25 protein-coding genes and 1 tRNA gene are annotated in these 24,822 nt (G+C 50.0%); 12 read left to right on the top strand and 14 right to left on the bottom strand.

Annotated features, from left to right (window positions below; all coding sequences use genetic code 11):
- From P2G88_RS05750 to P2G88_RS05740, 3 genes are all read left to right on the top strand, one after another.
- The coding region (locus P2G88_RS05750; protein WP_275793917.1) for an IS3 family transposase at positions 1-94 on the top strand (94 nt) is incomplete at its 5' end.
- 213 nt (positions 95-307) lie between these two features.
- Positions 308-784 (top strand): NYN domain-containing protein, encoded by a 477-nt coding sequence (locus P2G88_RS05745; protein ID WP_275794792.1) that lies wholly within the window; start codon positions 308-310, stop codon positions 782-784.
- A gap of 77 nt (positions 785-861) precedes the next feature.
- Positions 862-1,227 carry a hypothetical protein gene (locus P2G88_RS05740; RefSeq protein ID WP_275794791.1) on the top strand — a complete coding sequence of 122 codons (366 nt, stop codon included), beginning with the start codon at positions 862-864 and terminating at the stop codon, positions 1,225-1,227.
- A 25-nt stretch (positions 1,228-1,252) separates the two neighbouring features.
- On the opposite strand, the gene P2G88_RS05735 is transcribed toward P2G88_RS05740, so the two are convergent.
- From P2G88_RS05735 to P2G88_RS05710, 6 genes are all read right to left on the bottom strand, one after another.
- Positions 1,253-1,432 (bottom strand): DUF2897 family protein, encoded by a 180-nt coding sequence (locus P2G88_RS05735; protein WP_275794790.1) that lies wholly within the window; start codon positions 1,430-1,432, stop codon positions 1,253-1,255.
- On the bottom strand, positions 1,432-2,109 hold the full coding sequence (locus tag P2G88_RS05730; RefSeq protein ID WP_275794789.1) for a M15 family metallopeptidase: 678 nt from the start codon (positions 2,107-2,109) through the stop codon (positions 1,432-1,434). The genes P2G88_RS05735 and P2G88_RS05730 overlap by 1 nt, the downstream gene beginning before the upstream one ends.
- Positions 2,103-3,233, bottom strand: a complete 1,131-nt coding sequence (gene dapE, locus P2G88_RS05725) for a succinyl-diaminopimelate desuccinylase (protein ID WP_275794788.1) — start codon at positions 3,231-3,233, stop codon at positions 2,103-2,105. Before dapE ends, P2G88_RS05730 begins: the two co-directional genes overlap by 7 nt.
- A complete protein-coding gene (locus P2G88_RS05720; RefSeq protein ID WP_275794786.1) occupies positions 3,223-3,573 on the bottom strand; it encodes an ArsC family reductase in 351 nt (116 codons plus the stop codon). The genes dapE and P2G88_RS05720 overlap by 11 nt, the downstream gene beginning before the upstream one ends.
- 82 nt (positions 3,574-3,655) lie before the next feature.
- Positions 3,656-4,177, bottom strand: coding sequence for a glucose PTS transporter subunit IIA (locus tag P2G88_RS05715; protein ID WP_275794785.1), 522 nt, complete (start codon positions 4,175-4,177; stop codon positions 3,656-3,658).
- Positions 4,170-4,556 carry an ACT domain-containing protein gene (locus tag P2G88_RS05710; protein WP_275794784.1) on the bottom strand — a complete coding sequence of 129 codons (387 nt, stop codon included), beginning with the start codon at positions 4,554-4,556 and terminating at the stop codon, positions 4,170-4,172. The genes P2G88_RS05715 and P2G88_RS05710 overlap by 8 nt, the downstream gene beginning before the upstream one ends.
- A gap of 254 nt (positions 4,557-4,810) precedes the next feature.
- On the opposite strand from P2G88_RS05710, the gene P2G88_RS05705 reads away from it, so the two are divergent.
- From P2G88_RS05705 to P2G88_RS05675, 7 genes are all read left to right on the top strand, one after another.
- A complete protein-coding gene (locus P2G88_RS05705) occupies positions 4,811-5,194 on the top strand; it encodes a VOC family protein (RefSeq protein WP_275794783.1) in 384 nt (127 codons plus the stop codon).
- A gap of 61 nt (positions 5,195-5,255) precedes the next feature.
- Positions 5,256-6,365: a patatin-like phospholipase family protein gene (locus tag P2G88_RS05700; protein ID WP_275794782.1), complete on the top strand. Its 1,110-nt coding sequence runs from the start codon at positions 5,256-5,258 to the stop codon at positions 6,363-6,365.
- A gap of 54 nt (positions 6,366-6,419) precedes the next feature.
- Positions 6,420-6,992, top strand: a complete 573-nt coding sequence (amrA, locus tag P2G88_RS05695; RefSeq protein WP_275794781.1) for an AmmeMemoRadiSam system protein A — start codon at positions 6,420-6,422, stop codon at positions 6,990-6,992.
- A gap of 170 nt (positions 6,993-7,162) precedes the next feature.
- Positions 7,163-8,689 carry a Re/Si-specific NAD(P)(+) transhydrogenase subunit alpha gene (locus P2G88_RS05690; RefSeq protein ID WP_275794780.1) on the top strand — a complete coding sequence of 509 codons (1,527 nt, stop codon included), beginning with the start codon at positions 7,163-7,165 and terminating at the stop codon, positions 8,687-8,689.
- Between the two features lie 11 nt (positions 8,690-8,700).
- On the top strand, positions 8,701-10,077 hold the full coding sequence (gene pntB, locus P2G88_RS05685; protein ID WP_275794779.1) for a Re/Si-specific NAD(P)(+) transhydrogenase subunit beta: 1,377 nt from the start codon (positions 8,701-8,703) through the stop codon (positions 10,075-10,077).
- Positions 10,078-10,337: 260 nt separating this feature from the next.
- Complete coding sequence (locus tag P2G88_RS05680; RefSeq protein ID WP_275794778.1) at positions 10,338-12,395, top strand: TonB-dependent siderophore receptor; 2,058 nt, start codon at positions 10,338-10,340, stop codon at positions 12,393-12,395.
- Between the two features lie 244 nt (positions 12,396-12,639).
- Positions 12,640-13,635 (top strand): branched-chain amino acid aminotransferase, encoded by a 996-nt coding sequence (locus tag P2G88_RS05675; RefSeq protein ID WP_275794776.1) that lies wholly within the window; start codon positions 12,640-12,642, stop codon positions 13,633-13,635.
- Positions 13,636-13,789: 154 nt separating this feature from the next.
- On the opposite strand, the gene P2G88_RS05670 is transcribed toward P2G88_RS05675, so the two are convergent.
- The 5 genes from P2G88_RS05670 to P2G88_RS05650 form a co-directional block, all read right to left on the bottom strand.
- Positions 13,790-15,388 (bottom strand): diguanylate cyclase, encoded by a 1,599-nt coding sequence (locus P2G88_RS05670; protein WP_275794775.1) that lies wholly within the window; start codon positions 15,386-15,388, stop codon positions 13,790-13,792.
- 15 nt (positions 15,389-15,403) lie between these two features.
- Positions 15,404-16,519 (bottom strand): hypothetical protein, encoded by a 1,116-nt coding sequence (locus tag P2G88_RS05665; protein ID WP_275794774.1) that lies wholly within the window; start codon positions 16,517-16,519, stop codon positions 15,404-15,406.
- Between the two features lie 151 nt (positions 16,520-16,670).
- A complete protein-coding gene (locus tag P2G88_RS05660; RefSeq protein ID WP_275794773.1) occupies positions 16,671-17,036 on the bottom strand; it encodes a hypothetical protein in 366 nt (121 codons plus the stop codon).
- Positions 17,037-17,374: 338 nt separating this feature from the next.
- Positions 17,375-17,451, bottom strand: a tRNA-Val gene (locus P2G88_RS05655).
- A gap of 140 nt (positions 17,452-17,591) precedes the next feature.
- On the bottom strand, positions 17,592-17,813 hold the full coding sequence (locus P2G88_RS05650) for a PGPGW domain-containing protein (protein WP_275794772.1): 222 nt from the start codon (positions 17,811-17,813) through the stop codon (positions 17,592-17,594).
- A 146-nt stretch (positions 17,814-17,959) separates the two neighbouring features.
- On the opposite strand from P2G88_RS05650, the gene P2G88_RS05645 reads away from it, so the two are divergent.
- Together P2G88_RS05645 and P2G88_RS05640 are read left to right on the top strand one after the other, a co-directional pair.
- Positions 17,960-20,992 (top strand): FAD-binding and (Fe-S)-binding domain-containing protein, encoded by a 3,033-nt coding sequence (locus P2G88_RS05645; RefSeq protein WP_275794771.1) that lies wholly within the window; start codon positions 17,960-17,962, stop codon positions 20,990-20,992.
- 3 nt (positions 20,993-20,995) lie between these two features.
- Positions 20,996-21,412, top strand: a complete 417-nt coding sequence (locus P2G88_RS05640) for a DUF4826 family protein (protein ID WP_275794770.1) — start codon at positions 20,996-20,998, stop codon at positions 21,410-21,412.
- Positions 21,413-21,469: 57 nt separating this feature from the next.
- Here P2G88_RS05640 and P2G88_RS05635 read toward each other — a convergent pair whose 3' ends face one another.
- From P2G88_RS05635 to purB, 3 genes are all read right to left on the bottom strand, one after another.
- Positions 21,470-21,928 carry a GNAT family N-acetyltransferase gene (locus P2G88_RS05635; protein WP_275794769.1) on the bottom strand — a complete coding sequence of 153 codons (459 nt, stop codon included), beginning with the start codon at positions 21,926-21,928 and terminating at the stop codon, positions 21,470-21,472.
- A gap of 153 nt (positions 21,929-22,081) precedes the next feature.
- Positions 22,082-23,335, bottom strand: a complete 1,254-nt coding sequence (locus P2G88_RS05630; protein ID WP_275794768.1) for an adenylate/guanylate cyclase domain-containing protein — start codon at positions 23,333-23,335, stop codon at positions 22,082-22,084.
- A gap of 108 nt (positions 23,336-23,443) precedes the next feature.
- The gene (gene purB, locus P2G88_RS05625) at positions 23,444-24,817 is read right to left on the bottom strand and encodes an adenylosuccinate lyase (RefSeq protein WP_275794767.1); all 1,374 of its coding nucleotides are present in this window, start codon (positions 24,815-24,817) and stop codon (positions 23,444-23,446) included.
- Positions 24,818-24,822 lie beyond the last annotated feature (5 nt).

Genomic DNA, 24,822 nt, shown 5'->3' with positions numbered 1-24,822 from the left:
CGAGTACATTGAAGTTGATTACAACCGGCAAAGAAGGCACAGTGCTCTGGGCTACCTGAGCCCGGAAAACTATGAGAAAAAACTAGCAGCTTAACCGGTGTCCACTTTTACTGGTGCAGATCATACTTTTTCCTGCCTAAACTCAAAACGGTGCGCGAGTATCCGGCTATATTGCTGCATTCCATCCCAGGTGGCTTTGCGCTATTTCGGTTACTTTGGGTGATGAGGTCTGACGCTTATACGATTCGTGCCGGTTAATCATATTGATGGGCTACACCGATAAACCTCTCCCGCTTAATAGGATCCTATGAATAAAGTCGTGCTATTGGTTGACGTTCAAAACGTCTATTACACCACCCGGCAAATCTATCAGCGACACTTTGATTACAACCAGTTTTGGCGACAGGCCACAGCCGGGAGAGAAGTGGTGAAGGCCTTCGCTTATGCCATCGACCGAGGTGATAAAAAGCAGCAGGAGTTTCAGAATATCTTAAGAGCCATTGGTTTTGAGGTGAAACTAAAGCCCTTTATCCAACGCGCCGACGGCTCGGCTAAAGGGGATTGGGATGTAGGGATCACCATCGACGCCTTAGAATATTCTGAACAGGCCGATACGGTGGTGCTGGTATCCGGAGACGGTGATTTTGATTTGCTTGTAGATAAACTTCGCGTGGATAAGGGTAAGCGGGTAGAGGTATATGGCGTACCGGAATTAACCGCTTCCTCCCTAATCAAAGCGGCCACAGAGTTTATGCCTATAGATGCGCCATTGTTACTGGGCTGACGAATCCTGGTTGTTGCCCCCCAAAAAAACAGCGCAAATCAATTGCTCCACTATAAAAAACTGGTAAGCCGAGAGTGTTGATAAAATACATTTACAAATTCGCCCTGGCGCTGGCCATTCTTGCACTCACAGCCTATTACGGCAGTGCTTTTATACTGCCAAGTGTTACTGTCGAAAATAGCTCTACCTTTGCGATCGAAGAGGTGAGGGTTGAACTTCCAAGTAGTGGACTGAATTTTGGTTCAATCGAGCCTGGACAACGTAACACGCTTCACTATTCACTCAAGCAGGCAGAAGGCGTCTATCAATATCAGATTAAGTTCAAGGAGGCTGGTGTTGTGAAGGGCACTTGTGCACAGGTAAGCGATAACCAATTCCACAAGCGCATGTTGCTGGAGATTAAACAAGCCGACGAAGTACGGTGCCACAATCAATCAACATAGCTGCGACAAAGAGACGTCCATTTGTTTATCGTTTCGGCCAGTCGTCGTCTTTATCCCAATTTTCGTTATTGCCCGATTTCTTCTCACCCGGTGGATGCTTGGGTAACGACGGCAGCTTCTGCTTGGCGGTATCCCGCAGCAGTAACAGATTACCGATAATCACCCCAAAAATGCCAATAATCACTAGCCATATAACCCAGCTCATCAGTTTGCTCCACGGTTTAGGATAAAACGCCGGTAAATCTCGTCCAGGTGTTCAAGGATGCTGGCTTTTCCTGCTATATCTGTTTGTGCCAACACGCCTCGCAAAGCATCTGTGCTAAGTTGTTGCATGATAACGTCTGCCTGTTGTTGATGGCTAATATGCCAGGGCTCTGCGGCCACGCCGCCTTGATACCGAGCATAGGGGCGGAAGAAACCAAAGGATGCGCTGTGTTTTTCCAACCAGCAGGAAAGTGAATGGCAAGGTCCGCCTTCACTATATTCACTTTCCAGCAATTGCAGTGGTTGTCCACTGGCGGAGACAGCCGCCATGTCATACACATCCATATCGCTGCCAAAGTGATGGCGGCTGGCACCGGGCAGGGCCGAAAAGGTCAAGATGGCAAAGCACTTGTCTTTGTCCTGTAAAGCGTGAATATCCACTTGCTTTTCATGGATATCCAGCACCGGGCGACGACCATGCCACTTGTCATTCCAAATGGTCAGCTGTCGCGAAAAACTGCGAAAACTGCTGGCCAGTGTCAGATCAACACCATCTTCTCGCGCCGCCTGCTGCATAGAGACAAAATCCGTTGCCACCTGGGGAAGCAATTGATGGCCCTGATCCAACGCCACCAGATGACTGTTGTCCTGCCCGGTTATTTGGGCCAGGCTCAGCAAAGCAGCTTCTCCATAATGGCCTCATAGGTGGCGGCCAGTTTTTCCAAATCGGCAATGCGTACATGCTCATTGATCTTATGGATACTGGCGTTGACCGGTCCTAGTTCTACCACCTGTGCGCCGGTGGGAGCAATAAAACGGCCATCAGAGGTGCCGCCGGCGGTGGAAAGCTGAGTGTCATAGCCGCAGACTTCCTTAATGGCAGCGGTGGTGGCGGCGACCAGTTCGCCACTGTCGGTCAAAAACGGCTGACCATTAAAGGTCCAGGACAGATCATAATCCAGGCCATGACGATCTAAGGTGGCCGTGACCCGCTCAATCAACCCTTGGTCAGTGACTTCGGTGGAAAAGCGAAAGTTAAATTGCACGGCAAGTTCACCGGGGATCACATTACCGGCACCAGTGCCGCCATTGATATTAGAAACCTGAAAACTGGTGGGGGGAAAAGAGGCATTGCCTCTGTCCCATTCGGTCGCAGCGAGTTCCGCTAGCGCCGGGGCGGCCAGATGAATTGGATTTTTGGCTAAGTGGGGGTAGGCCACATGGCCCTGAATGCCTTTTACATAAAGATGACCAGTCAGTGAGCCGCGTCGGCCATTTTTGACCACATCGCCCAGTTGTTCGGTGCTGGAAGGCTCGCCCACCACGCACCAGGTGATTTTTTCGTTACGAGCTTCCAGAGTATCGATCACTCGGGTGGTACCGTTAATAAACGGGCCTTCCTCATCGCTGGTGATCAAAAAAGCGATACTGCCTTGATGGTTGGTATGCTTTTCCACAAAGGCTTTGACCGCCACCAACATGGCAGCCAGGCTGCCTTTCATATCGGCGGCGCCGCGCCCAAACAGATAACCGCCTTTTTCGGTGGCTTTGAAAGGCGGTGAATGCCATTTATCCAGTGGTCCCGGTGGCACTACATCGGTATGTCCGGCAAAGCACAGCAGCGGTCCTTCTTTACCCTTCCTGGCCCACATATTAAGGGTATCTTCAAAGGCCATCATCTCAATATGAAAACCCAAGGGGCGAAGGTATTCGGCCATCAGAGTTTGGCAGCCCATGTCTTCAGGGGTAATTGATGCCTTTTCAATGAGCGCCTTGGTCAGGCGCAATACTTCAGTTTCCATGGAACAGTTGCTCGTATTGCTGGGGTTTAAATCCCACCTGATATGTATCGCCATTAACAAGCAGCGGACGCTTGATCATTGCTGGATGGGCTAACATCAGTGCAATGGCTTTTTGCTCATTTAAATCGGCTTTTTGAGTTTCATCCAACTGACGAAACGTGGTGCCGCGGGTATTAAGCAGGGTTTCCCAGCCCACTTTTTGACAAACATTTTCAAACCAGGCTTTTTCCAGTCCCTGTTGACGGTAGTCGTGAAACTGATAATCGATATCTTGAGATTCAAGCCACTGGCGGGCTTTCTTAATGGTGTCGCAATTTTTGATGCCGTAAAGGGTGATCATGGTACTGCTGCTGTCTGTATTCAGGACCGCTAAGCTTAATCAACTCATGGCTAAAGTTAAAGGGCGGGGCTACCTCAGTTGGCTAGCCGAAATGCAGGGTCATACAGGGCTCGTCACCAGCCAGCATAGCATGGCAGTGAGCTTCAACTTGGGAAAGTTTGGCAGTTTGAGTGGTCACCACAAAACAAAGGGCACTGGTGGCGCGCTCTTTGAGTAATCTGGGATCAAATTCCAGCAAGGTATCGCCTTTTTTAAACTGATGTCCCACTTTGACCTTCAACTTGAAGCCTTCGCCCATTAACCTATGGGCCTCCATTCCCAACTGGATTGTCAGTTCCAGGCCTTGAGTGCTGCGAATACGCCATTGCTCATTGGCGCTGCTGATGGCTCGTACTTGACCATCAAAAGGTGCCAGCATGCGGTAGCCACTGGGGTCGATGGCCACCCCTTTACCCATTAAACCATGACGGAAAATCGCTACTGGCACATCTTCCAGCGCCATCACCGTGCCGCTGATAGGGCAGGGCACGGGTAAACGTATGCAGCGTTTGGCAGTCGCCACGGGCTTTTCTGGAGCGCTTTGGGCTGCGGCTGCTTTAGCCATGGACCACCTTATAGCCGTCCTTAATCAGCGCCTCTTTGGCCCTGAATAGGTCATACTCTTTGACCAAAAAATAATCTGTTTCAAAGGTGGATACCACAAAGATACTGACTTTGGCATTCGCCAGCACCGAACCGATTCTGGCCATGATCCCAACCATGGACAGTTGCAGAGGCCCCAACACTTCCAATACCCGCCAACCGGGATCGGACTCATCAGAGTCAATTTCAATGCTGTCAGCGACGACCACCGACAACTCCTCGCGGGTTTTACCGATGAAATAGATGGATGCCCCCAGGATCTGTGCAGGGATCGGCGTATCCACCGGCAGGCTATGGATAGTAAAGGTATCGGGCAATATGGCGAGGGTTTGTTTGGCCATGGCAACTCCTTGTAAAGAGATAGCTCATTGTGCGTAAGTGCTGATTGCGACGCAAGGGGAAGGTTATCCACGATATCTGTGGATAACCTTGTTGAGTTCTCTTTATAATCCACTTAAAGCATTGAAAATAAATAATAAAATATCGCTGACCATAAATTCTACAGTGGTTATATACTAGTCAGTCAGTGCCAATTTATTGATCATGGCTGGTTGTTTGTTAGTCAGCCTGTGGGCAAATTTGGAGAAATAGTAAAATGACACACAGCAATAAGCCGTCGTTGGGACAAGCTCTTTGGCATGATTTAACGGTGAAAGATGCCGAATCGGTGCGTGATTTTTACCAGTCGGTGGTGGGATGGCAGGTAAAGCCGGTGGATATGGGGGGCTATCAGGATTTCAGTATGCAGTGCCCTGACACCGGCCAGGACCAAGCTGGGATTTGTCACGCACAAGGCGGCAATGCTGAATTGCCTGCACAGTGGCTGATTTACTTTTCTGTGGCGGATTTGGATAAATCCATGGAAGAGGTCAATAAGGCTGGCGGAAAGTGTTTAACCCCGGTGAAGCACTTTGGTGACAGCCGTTACGTGGTGATTGAAGATCCGGCCGGCGCCGTTTGCGCGTTGTATCAACCCTAGGGCTTTATTACCAAACCCATTTTTTAGGCTATGATGGCGCCTTTTCAAAGACGGAGCATCCATGGCTGCATTAGAGCTTTATGCTGGCCCTAAGGCGCTGACCCATCTACGTGAGCATGGCTTGACGGCTGATGCCTTTGATTATCTGCTTGGCGCATCGGGCGGACCGAAATGGTTTGTGTTGGCTGGGCTTGATCGGGTTCTGGCACCGCATTTCTTTGCCAACCGAACAAAGCCGCTACATTGCATTGGCTCCTCCGCCGGCGCCTTTCGTTTTGCTTGTATTGCTCAAACCGATCCACTGGCTGCTATCAATCGTTTGGCCGAACGTTATTCTCATACCGTTTACTCCGCCAAACCCACCGCATCTGAGATAAGCGACAAAGGGCGGGAACTGCTCGACTACGTTTTGGGTGAGCAGGGTGTAACGGAAATCTTGAATAATCCTGTATTCAAAGCCCATTTTATTGTGGCCCGCTGCAAAGGATTAACCCGCTTCGAAAGCCGACCGCTGCAACTCGCGGGTTTGTTGGCAAGCGCCAGCGCTAATTTTTCAAAGCGTGCACGGTTAGGCAGATTCTTTGAACGCTTTGTGTTTTCTACCCCCGGTGCACAGCTTGAAATCGACGACCCTCATGGTTTGCCCAGCCGCTTTGCTGACTTATCCAGCGCTAACCTTAAACTGGCGTTGATGGCATCAGGATCGATCCCCATGGTGCTGGAAGGGGTGCGTAATATCCCCGGCGCGCCCAAAGGCATGTACCGAGACGGCGGTATTATCGACTACCACTTTGACTTGTCATTTGGTTTAGCCGAAGGTTCTGCCGAAGGCGTTACCGAAGGATCAACTGGGGGCTTAGTACTCTATCCGCATTTCTTTGCTCGTCCTGCGCCGGGTTGGTTTGATAAGAGCCTGCGGTTCCGACGTCCAGCATTATCCAGTTACGACAATGTACTGATGTTGGTGCCTTCCCAATCTTTTGTGGCGGGTTTACCCCATCGCAAAATTCCCGATCGCAAAGATTTTGAAACCATGGCGGCCGATGCACGCATTGCATATTGGAGCAAGGTACTTAGTGAAACCAACCGATTAGGCGAAGAGTTTCTTATGTTGGCTGAAAAGCGCGATATAAGTCATTTGGTAAAACCCATCGCGTTTGCCAAAGGGTAGTTGGGTGCTCTGCTGCTATGCTCAAAGAAGCATGGCAACAGAGAGCGCCTAATCATGCCCCTGTTATTGCAAGAACCGGATCAACAAACCCTGCGCGACTTGGTGTGTCATGTGCTTAAGTATGGTGCTCATAAGGGGGCGCTGCTTATTCCCAATTGGCAATGGAGTGAAACCTTATGCAAGCCGGCCGCGGTCTTTGTCACTCTCTATCATCAGCAAGCCCTGAAGGGCTGTATTGGTACCTGTGAAGCGCGCGCGCCACTATGGAAGCAAACCGCCGATTATGCCTATCACAGTGCATTTTCTGACAGGCGTTTTGCACCGCTGACCGCTGAAGAGTTAGCCGCTATTCGTTTTACCCTGTCAGTTCTATCACCCCCTAAGGAACTAGTCGTTAAGGATGAACAGGAACTACTTGCACAACTTACCCCCGGCTCCCATGGTTTGATATTGGCCGATGCTCGCCGACATGCGGTGTTTTTGCCCTCGGTGTGGCAGCATTTTGATGAGAAACAGGCTTTTGTGGCAGCTCTTAAACAAAAAGGGGGATGGCCGGCTGAATATTGGAGTCAAAGCTTACAGACCAGCATCTTTACCACCTTTGAGGTACATGGCGAGGTTCACTAGGCAAAGATGCTGCGGTTTTTGTATATCATATAAGCAATTTCCATCTTGTTTTTCCCTTGCAAATCAAATTATTGTAGCCATTGCGTACGAAAAATAATCGTGTGCAACCCTACAACAAACGCGCGGAGTGAGTAGTTCCGACGCGGATAACGATAACAAGAGGAAGACAGATGCGGATAGGTATCCCCAAAGAGCATAAGCCTCATGAAAAACGGGTGGCGGCAACGCCGGACTCGGTCAAGGAGCTGATCAAGCTGGGCTTTGAGGTGCTGGTAGAGCACCAGGCGGGCGGCCTGTCCAGTTTCCATGACAAAGCTTATGAAGCCGCCGGTGCAGCTATCGGTGAACAAGATGAGGTGTGGCAATCGGACATCATTCTCAAGGTTAACGAACCAATGGAGAATGAGGTGGATAAGCTTAAATCTGGCGCCATCTTAATTGGCTTTTTATGGCCTGCGGTCAATCAGGAGTTAGTCAAACGCCTGGCCGAAAAAGGCGTGACGGCCTTAGCCATGGACTGCGTGCCGCGTATTTCCCGCGCACAATCCATGGATGCCTTAAGCTCAATGGCCAGCATAGTCGGCTATCGCGCGGTGGTGGAAGCCACGCACAGATTTGGCCGTATCTTCTCCGGACAGATCACCGCCGCCGGTAAAGTGCCGCCGGCCAAGATCCTGGTGATTGGCGCCGGGGTAGCAGGCCTTGCTGCTATCGGCACAGCGGGCAGCTTAGGCGCGGTGGTCAGGGCCTTTGATACCCGTCCCGAGGTAAAAGAGCAGATTACCAGTATGGGGGCCGACTTCCTCGAAGTGGAATTAGAAGAAGAAGCAGGGGTAGGGGATGGCTATGCCAAAGAAATGAGCCAGGCCTTTATTGACGCCGAAATGGCGCTTTTTATGGCCCAGGCCAAAGAGGTGGATATCATTATCTCCACCGCCTCCATTCCCGGTAAACCAGCTCCTAAGCTGATTACTGAAGAGATGGTCAAAGCCATGAAACCCGGCAGTGTGATTGTGGATTTGGCCGCGCCTGCCGGCGGCAACTGCGAACTCACCGTACCTGGTGATGCCATTGAAGTGCATGGTGTGACTGTGCTGGGGTATGTGGATTTTCCCTCGCGACTACCGGGCCAATCCAGCCTGCTGTTTGCCAACAATCTGGTCAACTTGCTCAAGCTGTTATGTAAGAACAAAGACGGTCAGATCAATCTCGATTTTGAAGATGTAATTGTCCGTGGCGTGACGGTGGTAAAAGAGGGCGAGATCACCTGGCCACCACCGCCGGTGAAAGTCAGTGCCGCGCCTAAGCCGCAAGTGGTCAAGCCGGTGGAGGAAAAGCCCAAGAAGAAGCCTATGCCCACAGGCATCAAGTATGGCCTTTGGGCGCTGGTGGCCATAGCCTTTTTGTGGCTGGCCAGTGTGGCGCCGGCCGACTTCTTGTCGCATTTCTCGGTTTTTGTACTGGCCTGCATTGTCGGCTACCACGTGGTCTGGAGCGTGACCCACGCGTTGCACACGCCGCTAATGAGCGTCACCAATGCCATCAGTGGCATCATTTTGGTTGGTGCGCTGTTACAGATCAGCAGCGACAATCCATTGGTAATGGGTCTGGCCGCCCTTGCCACTTTGGTGGCCAGTATCAATATCTTCGGGGGCTTTGTGGTCACCCAGCGTATGCTCAAGATGTTTCGTAAGTAGGAGAGGCAGAAATGAATCAAGGTGTATTAACTGCCGCTTACTTATTGGCGGCCCTGTTGTTTATTTTAAGTTTGGCCGGTCTTAGCAAGCAGGAGAGTGCTAAACGCGGCAACCTGTTTGGTGTCCTGGGGATGGCCATCGCTCTGGTAGCCACCTTAATGCGTCCGGAAGTTACGGCTGTTTGGGTAATTTTGGGTGCCATGGCCATCGGGGCGTTGATTGGCGTGCGGGTGGCATTGAAGGTAGAAATGACCGAAATGCCGGAGTTGGTGGCCATTTTGCACAGCTTTGTGGGCCTGGCGGCGGTATTGGTGGGCTTTAACAGCTATCTGGATCACCCGCCACTGACCGGCGTGGTGTTGAATATCCATCTCACCGAAATTTTCCTGGGGGTGTTTATCGGTGCGGTGACCTTTACCGGCTCAGTGGTCGCCTTTGGCAAATTGCGCGGGACATTCAGTTCTAAAGCGCTGATGCTGCCCCATCGCCATAAACTCAATCTGCTGGCGGGGATTGTCTCCTTTGTATTGATGGTCTACTTCGTCAATCAGGGCGGCGAGATGGCCAGTTTGCTGGTGATGACGGTGATTGCCCTGTTGTTTGGCTGGCATCTGGTTGCCAGTATTGGCGGCGCCGATATGCCGGTGGTGATCTCCATGCTGAACAGCTATTCGGGTTGGGCGGCGGCCGCGGCTGGTTTTATGCTGGCCAACGACCTGCTTATTATCACCGGCGCCTTGGTGGGCTCGTCCGGTGCCATTCTCTCCTACATCATGTGTAAAGCCATGAACCGTTCGTTTATTAGTGTGATTGCCGGTGGTTTTGGCAATGACGCGGTGGATATGGGTGATGGCGAGGAATATGGCGATCCGGTGGAAATCAGTGCCGAGGGTGTGGCTGAAATGCTGCTGGGCTCTAAGTCGGTGGTGATCACACCTGGCTATGGCATGGCAGTGGCGCAGGCTCAGCATCCGGTGTTTGAGATCACCCAAAAATTGCGTGCTCAGGGCATCAATGTGCGTTTTGGTATCCATCCTGTAGCGGGGCGGCTGCCAGGACATATGAACGTGCTCCTGGCCGAGGCCAAAGTGCCTTATGACATTGTGCTGGGGATGGAAGAGATCAACGATGATTTCCCCGATACCGACACCGTGCTGGTGATTGGCGCCAACGATACGGTTAACCCCGCCGCGGCTGAAAACCCTTCGAGCCCGCTTGCTGGGATGCCGGTACTGGAAGTGTGGAAAGCGCGTAATGTGGTGGTGTTTAAGCGCAGTATGGCCAGCGGCTATGCCGGGGTGCAAAATCCGCTGTTCTTCAAGGAGAACACCAGCATGCTGTTTGGTGATGCCAAGGCCAGCGTGGATGCCATATTAAAGGCGTTGTAAGCGCAAAAGCAGGCGCCGCTGTTAAGATTGAGATGCCGCTTTTTTAAGCGGCATTTTTTTATCAAAACTTCACTGCCGGTCTGGTGTTAAGTAAAAAAGTCTTGCAGAAATGAGAATGATTCGTAATATACCTGCTATTCATTAAGTTGCTTTGCCAAAGAGCTCAGCCGTATCTTAGTTTTTCTTGGTGCAAAGCCATGTTATCCCCAGTGAGGTAGGTCTTGAATTTTACTCTAACAAGGATCGCAACGGCGCTTGTCTTGGGAAATCTGACTGCAATCAGCAGCGCTGATGCCATGGAGAGATTGGTTGTGCATGGCCAGTATCTGTCCATCAATGAATCCAATTCCATCAAAACCCCGACACCTATTATCGATGTGCCACAAAGCTTATCCATTATCACCGCCGAGCAGATGATAGAGCGGGGGATCACCAGCATCGGTGAGATCATTGACTACACGCCGGGTGTGAATACCACGCAAGGTGAAGGGCACCGTGATGCCGTGGTTTTCCGGGGCGTGCGTTCCACCGCTGACTTTTATATCGATGGCAATCGTGACGATGTGCAGTATTACCGCGCGCTATATAACATTGAGCAAGTTGAGATCCTGCGTGGGCCCAATGCATTGTTGTTTGGGCGTGGTGGCACAGGCGGTATTCTGAACCGGGTAACCAAGAAAGCCCGGATTGGCGACCATTTTATCGACTATAAGACATCCTTGAATTCTTTTGCCGGCGGCAGTGTAGAAATCGACACCAACTTTACTGCCAGCGACAACGCAGCCGTGCGCATTAACGCCATGTATGAGCATGTGCAGAACCATCGTGATTTTTATGACGGCGATCGCTATGGCTTTAACCCCACTGTCAGATGGGAACTCAGCCCGCAAACCACCTTCGATTTGTCCTATGAGTACATCAATCACGAGCGTTTTATCGATCGTGGTATTCCTACGGGAGAAGATGGTCGACCGGTTGAAGCCCTGAAAGATGTTGTGTTTGCTGATCCAGAAAATAACTACCATGAATTGGAAGCGCATGTGCTGCGCGCCGCTTTGACCCACCAGTTCACAGACCATATCAAGGGTAATTTCAGCGCCCAATACGGTGACTACGATAAGGTCTATGCAAACTTCTATGCCAGTGATTACGACCAGAGCACCAATATTGTTGAACTGGACGGCTATATCGATTCAACTGTTCGGGACAGCCTTATTCTCTCAGGCAACCTGGTTGCAGAGTTTGAAACCGGTAATATTGGTCATACCCTGATTATGGGAACGGAGTTTATCCAGACCGATTCGGACCAGAACCGCTTTAATCCAGTATTTGATTCGACCATGGATGATACCGAATTATTTGTGGCTCAGCGGCCGCTGAGTTTGCGTGGGCTGGCCGGAACCAATGCCTCAGGAAACAGGGTAACAGCGGCGTTTTCCGATTTAAATGACGATACCCGTGTGGATTTGGACGTGTTTTCTTTCTATCTGCAGGATGAAATTGCACTTTCCGACAAATTGGATCTTGTGCTGGGTGCCCGTTTTGATCAGTTTGATATCAGCGTATTCAACGCAATGCCAGATGTGCTGGAGACCCGCAGCCGTACTGACCAGGAAATTTCTCCTCGGGCCGGTCTTGTCTACAAGCCCCAGGAAAATATCTCCTTGTACGCCAGTTACAGCGAGTCTTTCCTGCCGCGAAGTGGTGAACAGTACACCGACATTAACGGTAATAACGATAAGCTTGACCCGGATACCTACAGCAATCAGGAGATTGGCCTTAAATGGGATTTTGCCCATGGCCTGAGTTTTACCGCGGCAATCTTTGAAAATCAGCAAAGTTCACCTCAGGTGGCAGACAACGATCCTGCAACGCTCGATGTAATTGACTCTGAAATTTCCGGTTTTGAGCTGCAACTTAACGGTCAGCTCACCCGAGACTGGTCCATTTCTGCCAACTACAGCTACCTGGATGGTGAGATAGTCACCCGCACTGGACCGACCGGCCGAACACCCAGCGAATTACCTGAGAATACCTTTTCAATCTGGACCTCTTATAAACTGACGGACCTGTTTGGTGTTGGAATCGGTGCGACCTATCAGGATGAAAGCTTTATCAACAGTAGCAATACCGCTGTGTTACCCAGCTACACAAGAGTTGATGCGTCAGCATATTATGATCTGTCGGATAACTTGCGCGTGCAGCTGAATATCGAAAATCTCTTCGATGAAGTGTATTTCCCCAATGCACATTCCACGCATCAGGCAACGGTAGGGGCGCCAATGAATGCCATGCTGACTTTGGTCGGCAAGCTTTAATCAACTGGGGTCAGGTCTTGAAATGTGCAGAGATTCTGCACATTTCAAGACCTGACCCCATATTTGACCCCATATTTAACTGACCCCATATTTAACCCCCTAATGCATATCCGAAGCTTGTGAGTCCCAGTCGACTGCAATTGATTTGTTGTTTTTTTGAAAAGATGAATAAACAGAAGTCAGATTGCGTCAATTTGGTACAATCCAATTTTCAAATGGAACCTTGTTAGGAGAATCAAGAGATATGTCGGCATTTGGCACCGTCTTTAGCCCGGAGATGATGATCTCCCGTTTCGAAAATAACAGTTGGAGCAAGCCGGAACTGGTCGCTTCTGACAGCATCGTGCTTCATCCTGGCGCCCATGTGTTGCATTACTCCAGCACCTGTTTTGAGGGATTGAAAGCCTTTCGTCATGCCGATGGCAGCATTCATGTGTTTCGCATGGATAAAAACGTTGCCCGTATGGCGCAAAGCAGCGAATTGTTATCGCTACCGAAAATCGACACAGCCATGTTGTCTGACATGATCATCGAAATGGTGCGCCGCTTCGCTGCCGATGTGCCCAATCCTCCGGGCTCTATGTATATCCGCCCCACCCATATCGGTACGGAAGCCTCTATCGGCAAAGCGGCTGCACCGAGTTTACGTTCTCTGCTGTATGTTCTGCTTTCCCCTGTGGGCGATTATTTTGCCGGTGGCGCCAAACCTTTGCGTTTATTATTGGAAGACAACGCCCGCTGTGCACCACATATGGGAATGGTGAAAAGTGGCGGCAATTATGCCAGCGCGTTGCAACCTATTATGAAAGCCCGTGCTGCGGTTAAAGCCGATCAGGTTCTGTTTTGTCCCAATGGTGATGTGCAGGAAACTGGCGCAGCAAACTTTTTGCTTATCGATGGCAACGAAATCATTACCAAAGCGCTGGATGCCAGCTTCCTGCATGGTGTGACTCGTGATTCCATCCTGACCTTGGCCCGTGATCGCGGTATGAAGGTGTCTGAGCGACAGCTGACCGTGGATGAGTTGCTGGAGCGTGCCGCCAAGCCCGGATGTGAAGCCGCGCTTTCTGGTACTGCTGCTGTGTTAACGCCTGTTGGAACTCTGATTCATGATGGCAAAGAGCATCAGGTGGGCTCAGGGCAGGGCGGTGAAACCACTAATGCCCTGCGTCAGGCACTGAATCAAATTCAGTGGGGACAAGCTGCCGATAACCACGGTTGGCTAACCAAAGTCTGCTGATTTAATTCGCTCAAAGTCGGCATAATCCGTTCTGGTAATTGGGCAGTAGCTAAATAGATTACTGCCCTAGCCAGGCTCAATACAAAAAGCCGTTAATAGACGTGTTCTAAAAGATTGCGAATGATTTGCACGCCCTTATACCAGGCGTCTTGCGCTACACATTGAGTGTTTGCGCCGCGATGATGAATTGATTGCGCCCACGCTGTTTCACTTGGTACATGGTTTCATCGGCAAGGGCAATCAGTGCTTCGAGGGTGTCCCCATGTTCAGGCGCGATGACAATGCCAATACTGCCACCAATCTGACAAGTGATACTTGAGCTTACCACAATGGGCGTCTTTAAGGCGTCAAGCAACTGCTTAGCGAGTTCTCGCAAGGCTTCCTGGTCTGTGGCTGATGTGACGGTACCCGCCACAAACTCATCACCACCCCAGCGGATGCAGACATCTTGCTGGTCATCGAAAAACTGTTTGATACGTTGACTGACGATTGTCAGTACGGCATCGCCCACATCGTGGCCATAGGTGTCATTTACTGGTTTGAATTTATCCAAGTCGATCATCATCAATACGAAGCGTTGCCTGCGTTTCAGTGCGCTGGACAACAATTGCTTCAGCGCACGCTCTCCGGAGCGACGATTACGAAGATGGGTAAGTGAGTCATGATCAGCTTCAAAGCGAGTTTCTCTCTCGCGTCTTTTACGCTCGGTAATATCATAGGCAATGACTTCGATAAGGGAGCCTTGTTCAGGCCGTTGGTTTAGACGTTGTTCGGTAACCTTGGCGAACAGGCAGTGTAACCATCGGGTCTCACCGGCGTAAGTATATTCGAGATCCAGTGATGTTTGCGCGAAAGGATCCTGCGTTCGCATTTGCTCAAGTGTGTCCTCTACCTGTTTCACATCGACAAAAAGCGGTGCGAAGTAATCGCCTTCCTGGATGTTCTCAAAAAGGGCTTTAAGTGCCGGATTGATCGTTTGTAAGCGGTTGTCTGCACTGAGTAAGCCGATGCCGGCACTGGCCTGCTCAAAAATAAGACGAAAACGGCGTTCAAGGGCTTCGGTGCGTTCCCTTAATGCTCTCTCTGTTAGTAAATGTTGCTTTAGTGTCGTAGTCAGGGCGTTGATGCCACCTATCAAAATACCAATTTCGTCAGGCTTTCTATAGCCAATATCGATAGATTCCATGGTTTCAAACTGGTTTGCTTCTACATGGCTAAAACTGTTGGTCAGTTTACGCAGGGGGCTGGTCAGACGGCGGTGTACGAATAAAGCAACACAAGATGCTGTGATAAAGCTAAGTAGCAATAAGCTTCCCACATTTTGCATGGCAATATTGCGTGCCTGTGCCTGGATAAATGAATCGTTAGGCGAAACCCGCAACGTTCCGACAACCTCCTCATTCATAAAAGGATGGGTTAAAGGAACAGTGATGGCGTGCGAGGCTGTTTGATGCTGTCCGGATTCAATGGTGCCGGCATTGGTGATGGTAATACCGGCACCGCTGACCAAATTATTGCTGACCAATCCGTTGATAATTTCCTGCGCTAGTTCTTCATCTTTAAGATAGGCGGCAATGGCAGAGGTTTTTTCAGCGCTGGCAGCCAACTGGTCGACAATAACAGTATTCACCTGGCGTTGCTTGCTAAGACTAAACCAGTAAATGGCGGGAGCGGTAATCACAGAAATAGAGATAGTAACCAAGGCAATGGCGATAGCAACTCGAACATACAGCTTCTGACTTAATTTAGCCATGCAACTCACTGCCTCTTAGAACACGGTACTTAGGCCTAAGTGTAGAACGTTCAATGGCTTAGGTTTGATCTTCAAATCAAGTGAATTATTGCCAAATAACGCAGAGCCGGGGGCTTGCATGCGAATATGATCAAACTGTGCTTTCAGTGCCCAAGCATCGGCAAAATCCCAACGTATTCCAAGGCTAACCGAGTTTTGATCAATAAATGAATTAGCGGCTGCATCCTCCGTTGTATGCGCTAACAATTGAATCGATTGGACAATGTTAGCTGGCACTCCTGGGGGCAGGGCCGGCGCAGTGATTGCGGTATACTTGTTGTCCGGGCGATGGGCCGAGACTAGGAAATAGGGAAGCACATCATCGAGGTAGTAGCCGATAGATAAATAGCCAAACTTGGCATCGGGTAAGTTCTGCCAATTAGCCTTGAAACTGGCCAACTCACTTTGGATTTGCCATTGGCTGTCATCGAATTTTACCCCAATGGCAGCAAATTCGGCTTTATCACCCGCTGGGTCGAGGTAGTCTGCCACATTTTGTGCCTGTGGCCACAATACTGCAGGTACTGCTCGGATCTGGCTGACAAATTCATTAAAATCGGCATATTCGAAATTTTTCAGCGTGGCGCTGGCAGATGTCGCCTTGAATTGCCAGTTATGGCGTTGATATTCAAGGGTAAAAGACAATAGATTGGCAAAATCAAAATTTGTTTTAGTGCCGTCTTCGCTGGCCAGATGTGCTGCGGAATTTCCGTATAACACCCCCAATTTTACAACACCTTCCTGCCAGTCGGTCGTGTATTGCAGATCTGCACCGTCGGTGACGGCAGCCACTGCCACGGCTGAGTAAAAATCCAAGGGTGGGCGAGCCCAAGTGTAGGCATAGCCTGCGGGGCGGTAATCTGACAACATGTAAAAGTTACTGTCCAAGCGTCCGCCCCGCATTGCCCAAGAGCGTGCAGGGCGATAGCGTACAAAGGCTTTTTCAATGTAGTTATCCAGTCGCCGATCTGCTCTGTCCTGCACCACCACTTGTCCTACGGCATCCCACTGCTCGCTGAAAGTAATATTAACCTGTCCGCCAATGACAGAATCACTACGCCATGACACCCCGTCCCTGGTCTGATTTAACAATGAGCTCCTGTAACTTAGTTCGTCATGCTCGATGAGTGTTGCCCCTATAGTGGCAAATCCACTAAAGGAGACCTCCTGCGCTTTGGCATTCGTCGTTAAACATGCTCCTACAGATAGCAGGCTGGCAAGGATCACGCCGTCAGTTTTAATCTTAGGGATTGAATTGAAAAACAATTTTCATCTCCGATGTTACTTGGTCGACGGGAACATAAGCCAGAGCAGCATTATTATCGGCCAGTAAGGTGGGAATATTCTCCCCAGACTCAGCTTCCATTGGCGGCTTAGCGCGACCAGAAAATAGCAGGCGTGACCAGTAGGCGCGTATTTTTTTCTCGTCTTTATTGACCAGCATTTTATAAAACTGCTGCTTCACAGCGGAGTTACTCGGATAGTCAATGGGAGTGGCCGGCATACTGTTAGGAAAGCTGGTGTATCGACCCATATAGAGGTCCATCACCTGCTTTTGGTCCAGCTCATCGATAGGATTGCTGTGGTTGACAACCACAACCAACTTCATTGTGCTTTCTGCCATAGCTTTGCAACTGGCCAAAAATAGCGTAATGACAATCAGAGGAAGGGCTAGGGCCAGATGCATTTTTAATGTCATGAAGTTGACCAGAGCAATTCCATAAATTCAATGTTTTCAAGAGGGTAATACATTGCCTTGAAACTCGCCAATGGGGAAGAACAAGTCCTGAAATTGCCTTAAGGACAAACAATGGTTCTCAAGTGTTCGGAGTTTGAATTCTTCTGCCACCAGAATGCGGGCAGATGGCAGACCATAAGACCAGGTGATAGACCTCAGTCGTGCAGACACCAGTTTGATAAAGGTAATTTGGGACTTTAGAGGACGTTTGGTGCGTCCGAGTAGACTCGAACTACCGACCCCCACCATGTCAAGGTGGTGCTCTAACCAACTGAGCTACGGACGCACGTATTGTTTGCCAGTTCCAACTAAACTGAGCCTGGCGGCTCAATTGGAAACGGCGCGTATCATATCCATGTGCCGTTTTACGCGCAAGGGCTTTTTACCTCGGTGGGTTTAAAAGGTGCTTTTCTGCCCAATAGTAGTTCAACGACGGAGCTTGCGGCTTAGCAGCAATCTGTCCAGATGTCGTGCGCCCTTATCCATACTTTTCTGACAACGTCTGAGCAGGGCTCTTGCCTGCGGCAATTCCATACTCAGCAGCAGTAAACCTGCCAATAGGAATAAAACCGTTCCTGGTAACACAAAGAAAATAGCGCCAAACAGGAGAAGCGCCGCGCCTGCAGTGATTCTGAGGCTTTTGATCATACTTTCCTCCTCATACCTCTTAGCAGTCTAGTGACTGATGCTCGCGGGAAAAAGTGGATAGATGTTACCAGTCATGTCAGGCCAAGCTGGGATCACTGACGGGTGCCCTGTATACTACGGCCACGCAAAATCAGTCGCTGCCGTAGATGTTACCTTTAGTCGATCCAAAAGCCAGTTTGCAAAAGCCATATTTAGATTACCTCGATGCCCTTCGCCAGGAAGGTTTTGAGGGAGATATTGAGACCAGTTATGCCAGTAGATTGGCCGTGGCGACCGATAACTCAGTCTATCAGAAACTGCCTCAGGCTGTGTTACTTCCCAAGCATCTCGACGACTTGCAATTGATTGGCCGTTTAGCAGAGCTGCATCCTGTAGTGCGTTTTTCTGCACGCGGTGGCGGTACCGGCACCAATGGACAGTCTCTGACGGATGGTATTATTGTCGATCTTTCCCAACACATGCGTGCGATCCTCGAATTTAACGCTGAGGAACGTTGGGTGCGGGTGCAGGCCGGCGTGATCAAAGACCAACTAAATGATTTTCTGCGCCCCCATGGCTTTTTCTTTTCGCCTGATCTGTCCACCAGTAATCGCGCCACCATTGGCGGCATGATCAATACTGATGCTTCAGGGCAAGGTTCTTTGGTCTACGGCAAGACCAGTGATCATGTGCTTGCCCTGCGTTCCGTGCTGGCCGATGGCTCCTTGTTGGATACTGCCCCAATGGCCTTAGACCAGGCCAGGACCATGGCTGATGAACAGTCCCCGGTGGGCCGGGTGATTAAGCAGGTGCTGGATAGCTGTGAACAAAAACGCGAGCAGATCCTGGCTAAATTTCCCCGTTTGAATCGCTTTCTGACCGGCTATGATATGGAGCATGTCTTTTCTGAGGATATGCAGCAGTTCGATCTTGGCCGCGTGATCACCGGCTCTGAAGGCTCGCTGGCCTTTGTGGCCGAAGCCAAGCTTAATGTTACCCCTATTGCCAAATTCAAGGCCCTGATTAACGTCAAATACGATTCATTTGAATCAGCCCTTCGCCATGCACCGGCTATGGTGGCCGCCAGAGCCACCTCAGTGGAAACCGTGGATAGCAAGGTACTGAATCTTGCCCGTGAAGATATTGTTTGGCATTCGGTAAAAGAACTGATCGAGGATGTACCCGGCAAGGATATGCAGGGGCTGAACATGGTGGAATATAACGCCGAAGCGCCAGAGGATATGGACGATAAAATCGAGGCGCTGAAGCACCTGTTGGACAGTGCCATTAAGGACGGCAGGTCAGGGGTTATTGGTTATCAGTTGACCTTCGATACCGGTGCCATCAACCGTATTTATGCGATGCGTAAAAAGGCGGTCGGCTTGCTCGGTAAAACCAAAGGTAGCAAAAAGCCGGTAGCCTTCGCTGAAGACACCGCCGTGCCACCAGAAAAGCTTGCCGACTTCATCATGGAGTTTCGTGCATTGCTGGACGCCAAGGGTTTGCACTACGGCATGTTCGGTCATGTGGATGCCGGTGTACTGCATGTAAGACCTGCATTGGATCTGTGCGATCCGGAACAAGAGAGCCTGATGCAGGAAATCTCCGATGATGTGGTGGCCCTGGTAGCTAAATATGGTGGCTTGATGTGGGGGGAGCACGGAAAAGGCTATCGCAGTGAATATGGTCCGGCCTTTTTTGGGGACGAACTGTTTACCGAACTGCGTAAGATTAAGGCCGCCTTCGATCCTCACAATAAGATGAACCCTGGCAAAATCTGTACACCTTATGAAAGCGACGAATCGCTGGTCAGGGTAGGGGACACTAAGCGCGGTTATTACGACAGGCAAATTCCGGTAGCGGTGCGCGATGCTTTCGAGCCCGCCATGAGTTGTAACGGAAACGGGTTGTGCTTTAACTACGATGCCACTTCTCCAATGTGTCCTTCCAGCAAGATCACCGGAGATCGTCGTCACAGTCCCAAAGGACGGGCCGGTCTTATGCGTGAATGGCTGCGTTTACTGAGTCAGCAAAACATTGATGTGAACGACTTGGAAAAGGCTTCAGGCGCAAGCTGGCTGGCGAAGTGGCGAAACAGTCTTAGCAGGTCCAACACGGATGACTTCTCTCACCAAGTCATGGATGCCATGGATGGGTGTTTGGCGTGTAAGGCTTGTGCCAGTCAATGTCCGGTAAACGTGGATGTACCCAGTTTCCGCGCGCGATTTCTAAATATTTATTACCAGCGCTACGCCAGACCATTTAAAGATCATTTAGTGGCTAATGTGGAAAAAATGGCGCCGCTTTTGGCAAAAGCCCCGAGGTTTGTGAATGCGGCCATGTCTTTACCGCCGGTAACAGCCGCCCTTAAACACTGGGTGGGCTATGTGGATGCCCCGAAGCTGTCGGTACCGACCTTACCTGAGCTGATTGAAGATAAATCAGCCCTGGCATTTGATCTTGCCAGTCTGCAGGCGTTGGACAAGAAAGCCCGAGAGAATACTGTGCTGATTGTGCAAGATCCCTTCACCAGCTTTTATGAAGCTAAGGTAGTGGCGGATTTGGTTCAACTGATCAAGCTATTGGGCTACCAACCAATGGTGCTGCCATTTAAGCCCAATGGTAAACCACAGCATGTGAAAGGCTTTTTAGATAAGTTTGCACAGACGGCAAAGGATGCAGCACAGTTTTTTAACCTACTGGCTGCTATGGATATTCCGTTGGTTGGGGTCGATCCCTCTTTGGTGCTGTGCTACCGCGATGAATACAACAAAGCTTTAGGTAAAGAGCGTGGTGATTTTCACGTGCTACTGGTGCATGAATGGTTGCAAAAGGTGACATTGCCCACATTATCGGGTAAGAAACAGCCTTCTTTTGCACTATTTGGCCACTGTACAGAGAAAACTGCTCTGCCCAACAGCCAGAAGCAATGGCAAGACATTTTTGCTGCGATGGGACTATCCCTTGAAACGCCCTCTGTTGGCTGCTGCGGGATGGCCGGAACCTATGGCCACGAACACAGCCATGCAGAGCATTCAAAAGGGCTTTTCGAACTCAGTTGGCAACCCAAATTACAAGGCATTTTGCCGCAACAGGTGCTGGCGACAGGTTATTCCTGTCGTAGTCAGGTGGATCGGTTTAAAGGATATAAACCTCGCCATCCCCTGCAGGCCCTGAAAACCTTAATCGAGGAACAATAAACAATGACAAAACAAGTAAACCTGACCCAGGAACAATTGACACAGTGGGTCAGGGAACAATTCCAAAAAACTACCAAATTTCTGGCTGAAGAAGGGATCCTGGTGGAAGAAGTGGTGACTCAGGAAAGTCGCTATTTGGCGCCCGTATTGGCAGTATGGAAAGTAAAAGCCCGCGATGGCAAAAAGTACTGGGCCATCGGTGGTGATGTGCCAAGCGATGTGTTTGCGTTGTCAGTAGCAAAAGATGCCCGGGAAGTATTGCGCTACGCATCGCTGCATTGGCAATTAAAGGCAGAAAACTTGTCCAGAGTTGAAGGGCGCGATAAAACCCGGGAAGATTTTATCAAGCTGTTGGTAAGCAGAGCACAAGGACTTTATCAAATGTCCCAAGAAGAAGGGCTGTGGCAGAACAACGCCTGATTTCATTGAACTTGGATAGAAAGGCCACTAAGGCCGCCCCCCAAAACCGGGGGCGTCTTAGTGAGTAAACTCCACTTTGGGGAGTGAGAAAGCGTTTATGGAACAGGTCATCTTCTGACGAGCTATGCCTGCGTCCATATAAACTGCTCCGACTGGACGGAATCCCTGTTGTTGGTAGTAACTGACACCTTCCAATTCACATTGCACCGAGACAGTTTCCAGCCCCTGTTGCTTGGCCACGGCCAAAAGAGCGGAAAATAGTTGTTGGTAAACTTCAGGTTTACGGTAACTGCTGATAACGGCTATCCGGCCGATTTCCCCTTGCGGAGTAATCCTCGCCGTTGCTACCTCTCTCCCGGCATCATCACATAACAATACGTGATTCGCCTCGTTATCCAGGCGGTCAAATTCTACATCTTTTGGGATCCGCCACTCGTAAACAAATACCTTTTCTCTCAGTCGAGTGAGTTTGTCTTTAGCGCTCATCCAGTCGACGTTTTCAATAGTGAAAGTCATCGACTCAGCCTCCAGACATTAAAAAAATACCTCAATGTATTTCTGTTCGGCCGCTATCCATAAGGGATTTACCCTGCATGAAATTAACGCCGAAAGTTCAGTCTACTGCCAGCTCAAAAAATAATCAACAGATGAGCTTTGGCTATTGCGAGCTTAAGATTGGGAAAGCATTCTTTGCTTTTGTTGGGGACGCTCGCCCAATAGCCAATAGGCCGGCACTGTGCCGATGCCTCTGACCGCTAAATTGCCTCTGGGTTTGAAGATGAAGCGGTGTTGGCACAATTTATAGGTATATTCAGATACCTGGATACGCTGGCTTTGCCCCTGACTTTCCATTCTCGAGGCAAGATTGACACTGTCGCCCCATAGGTCATAACTGTACTTCTCCTGGCCAATAACGCCGGCGACCACCTCTCCGCTGTTAATTCCAATGCGCAGCCCATTGTGAAAATGAAATTGATGGTTGATCCGGGAAAAAGCCCTTTGCATTTCCAACGCGCAGCAGCAACAACGAGCCGCATGATCGGGACAACTTTCTGGTACACCTGAGACCGCCATATACTGGTCACCAATGGTTTTAATTTTTTCCAAACCATAGCGTTTGGCTAGTTTGTCAAACGCAGTGAATATCTGATTGAGGTAAGTCACCAGCTCCATCGGCGTATGCTCCCGGGTAAATCGACTGAAGCCGGCAATATCGGCAAAGATGGTCGTGGCGCTGCTAAAGTAATCGGCGACAGGCTGACGAGACGATTTCAGTTTTTCGGCTATGGGCTTGGGCAATACCTGCAATAACAAACTCTCTGAACGGTTTCTTTCTTTGTCCACTCTTTGCCAACTGGCACTGTGATCGCGATGGATGTGATAGGCACAGAGTAAGGTTGTGACAACCAAACCTAAGCCGGCTGTTTGTCTGCAAAGGGACATGTAGGGACCGGGGGCGATACCCAGATGATCAATTTTGAGATGCTCCAGAGAAAGAAAAAGAATCAGATAACCTGCTATGGCTAACCAAAGCTGTGAAGATTGATGGCTGTGAAAGAGGAAAGGGCAGATGAAAATTCCCAACACCAAGAAGAAGTGGTTTGCGCTGCTGTAACCCAGATAAAGACTGGAGGTGGTGATTAGACTGGCGAAGAGCAGCAATAACAGCACTTTCGCCAAGCCAGGACGATGCTTGGCATTGGCCAGTGGAATGAAAGGACACAACACAGTATGCAACAGTAAATTGCCAATCTGCCATAGTCCACCCTGTGCCCAATAAGCCACATGAACGGGCATATGCAGCACAGGTACCAGCATAAGTAGCAGAGCAATCATATTGGTCAGCCGTTCAGGGCTGATGTTGTCACGATCGTTGTTGTCGATACCGGCCCATACCCAGGCCTTTATACAGGCGCTGATCATGGCTAAATCCTTTTAAACATGCCTTATTGGAGGCTGGAAAAAGAAATGCCCGGTTTATACCGGGCATTTAAGTATAGTCGCGGGAACAATGTCCCGGCACTGATCCGATTAGTTAAGCAGGTTGTCCACCAACTTGATTGCATCGCCTATATAGCTGGCTGGAGAGAGCCCTTTGAGCTGATCTTTGGCTTCTGTTGGTAAGTCCAGATTATCAATAAAAGCGGCCATGATGGTGGCATCGACTTTTTTACCCCGGGTCAGCTCTTTGAGCTTCTCATAGGGCTTTTCTATGCCGTAGCGGCGCATCACGGTTTGGATTGGCTCTGCCAACAATTCCCAGTTGTTATCCAGTTCATTCAGCAAGCTTTGCTGGTTAACTTCCAGCTTGCTGATCCCTTTTAGGGTTGCTTGATAAGCGATCAAGGAATAGCCGACACCCACACCCAGATTACGCAGTACCGTGGAATCGGTCAGATCACGCTGCCAGCGGGAAATGGGGAGTTTGGCCGCCAGATGATCGAAAATGGCGTTAGCGAGACCCAGGTTACCCTCAGAATTCTCGAAATCAATGGGGTTCACCTTGTGCGGCATGGTAGATGAGCCAATTTCACCGGCCACAGTCTTCTGCTTGAAATGACCAAGGGCGATATAACCCCATACGTCACGGTCAAAGTCGATCAAAATGGTGTTGAAGCGGGCGATGGCATCAAAGAGTTCAGCGATGTAGTCGTGGGGTTCAATTTGTGTGGTGTAGGCATTCCATTCAACACCCAGGCCCGACACAAAACGCTCGGATACCTGTGACCAATCTATGTCGGGATAGGCAGAGAGGTGAGCGTTATAGTTGCCCACGGCACCGTTGAATTTGCCTAATAACGCAACTTTTGCAATTTGTTGACGTTGGCGTGCCAAGCGCACCATAACATTGGCCATTTCTTTACCCATGGTGGTAGGAGAAGCCGGTTGACCATGGGTTCTTGCCATCATCGGGATCGTTTTGTATTCAATGGCTAAACGTTTAAGCTCACCAATCAACTTGTCGCAATAAGGCAGAATAACTTGCTCTCGGGCGTCGTTGAGCATCAATGCATGAGACAAGTTGTTGATGTCTTCCGAGGTACAGGCGAAGTGAATAAATTCGCCTATGGCAGCCAGTTCCGCATTCCCCGCTACTTTTTCTTTAAGGAAGTATTCCACCGCCTTAACGTCATGGTTGGTGGTTTTTTCAATGTCTTTGACGCGCTGTGCATCGCCTTCATTAAACTCTGTGAGGAGATCTTCCAGTACCTGATTGGCCTCTGTGCTCAGGGCAGGCACTTCGGCGATGGCATCGATAGAAGCCAACATCTGTAACCAGCGCACTTCCACCTGTACGCGGTATTTGATTAGGCCAAATTCGCTAAAAATACCGCGAAGTTCCTGAACTTTGTTGCCATATCGTCCATCAACGGGAGAAAGGGCGGTCAATGCAGAAAGTTCCATGGGGG

This window comes from Aliiglaciecola sp. CAU 1673 (genome assembly GCF_029223185.1).
GTDB lineage: Bacteria > Pseudomonadota > Gammaproteobacteria > Enterobacterales > Alteromonadaceae > Bowmanella.
This window is presented reverse-complemented; position numbering and strand designations above follow the sequence as displayed.

Excerpts from the sequence above, each read along its gene's own strand:
- P2G88_RS05650 (WP_275794772.1), bottom strand. The coding sequence starts at position 17,813 with ATGATCAAAAGCCTCAGAATCACTGCAGGCGCGGCGCTTCTCCTGTTT.
- P2G88_RS05640 (WP_275794770.1), top strand. The coding sequence starts at position 20,996 with ATGACAAAACAAGTAAACCTGACCCAGGAACAATTGACACAGTGGGTC.
- P2G88_RS05675 (WP_275794776.1), top strand. The coding sequence starts at position 12,640 with ATGTCGGCATTTGGCACCGTCTTTAGCCCGGAGATGATGATCTCCCGT.
- amrA (WP_275794781.1), top strand. The coding sequence starts at position 6,420 with ATGCCCCTGTTATTGCAAGAACCGGATCAACAAACCCTGCGCGACTTG.
- P2G88_RS05660 (WP_275794773.1), bottom strand. The coding sequence starts at position 17,036 with ATGAAGTTGGTTGTGGTTGTCAACCACAGCAATCCTATCGATGAGCTG.
- P2G88_RS05710 (WP_275794784.1), bottom strand. The coding sequence starts at position 4,556 with ATGGCCAAACAAACCCTCGCCATATTGCCCGATACCTTTACTATCCAT.
- dapE (WP_275794788.1), bottom strand. The coding sequence starts at position 3,233 with ATGGAAACTGAAGTATTGCGCCTGACCAAGGCGCTCATTGAAAAGGCA.
- pntB (WP_275794779.1), top strand. The coding sequence starts at position 8,701 with ATGAATCAAGGTGTATTAACTGCCGCTTACTTATTGGCGGCCCTGTTG.
- P2G88_RS05670 (WP_275794775.1), bottom strand. The coding sequence starts at position 15,388 with ATGGCTAAATTAAGTCAGAAGCTGTATGTTCGAGTTGCTATCGCCATT.
- P2G88_RS05645 (WP_275794771.1), top strand. The coding sequence starts at position 17,960 with ATGTTACCTTTAGTCGATCCAAAAGCCAGTTTGCAAAAGCCATATTTA.
- P2G88_RS05690 (WP_275794780.1), top strand. The coding sequence starts at position 7,163 with ATGCGGATAGGTATCCCCAAAGAGCATAAGCCTCATGAAAAACGGGTG.
- P2G88_RS05745 (WP_275794792.1), top strand. The coding sequence starts at position 308 with ATGAATAAAGTCGTGCTATTGGTTGACGTTCAAAACGTCTATTACACC.
- P2G88_RS05735 (WP_275794790.1), bottom strand. The coding sequence starts at position 1,432 with ATGAGCTGGGTTATATGGCTAGTGATTATTGGCATTTTTGGGGTGATT.
- P2G88_RS05720 (WP_275794786.1), bottom strand. The coding sequence starts at position 3,573 with ATGATCACCCTTTACGGCATCAAAAATTGCGACACCATTAAGAAAGCC.
- P2G88_RS05635 (WP_275794769.1), bottom strand. The coding sequence starts at position 21,928 with ATGACTTTCACTATTGAAAACGTCGACTGGATGAGCGCTAAAGACAAA.
- P2G88_RS05630 (WP_275794768.1), bottom strand. The coding sequence starts at position 23,335 with ATGATCAGCGCCTGTATAAAGGCCTGGGTATGGGCCGGTATCGACAAC.
- P2G88_RS05705 (WP_275794783.1), top strand. The coding sequence starts at position 4,811 with ATGACACACAGCAATAAGCCGTCGTTGGGACAAGCTCTTTGGCATGAT.
- P2G88_RS05715 (WP_275794785.1), bottom strand. The coding sequence starts at position 4,177 with ATGGCTAAAGCAGCCGCAGCCCAAAGCGCTCCAGAAAAGCCCGTGGCG.
- purB (WP_275794767.1), bottom strand. The coding sequence starts at position 24,817 with ATGGAACTTTCTGCATTGACCGCCCTTTCTCCCGTTGATGGACGATAT.
- P2G88_RS05700 (WP_275794782.1), top strand. The coding sequence starts at position 5,256 with ATGGCTGCATTAGAGCTTTATGCTGGCCCTAAGGCGCTGACCCATCTA.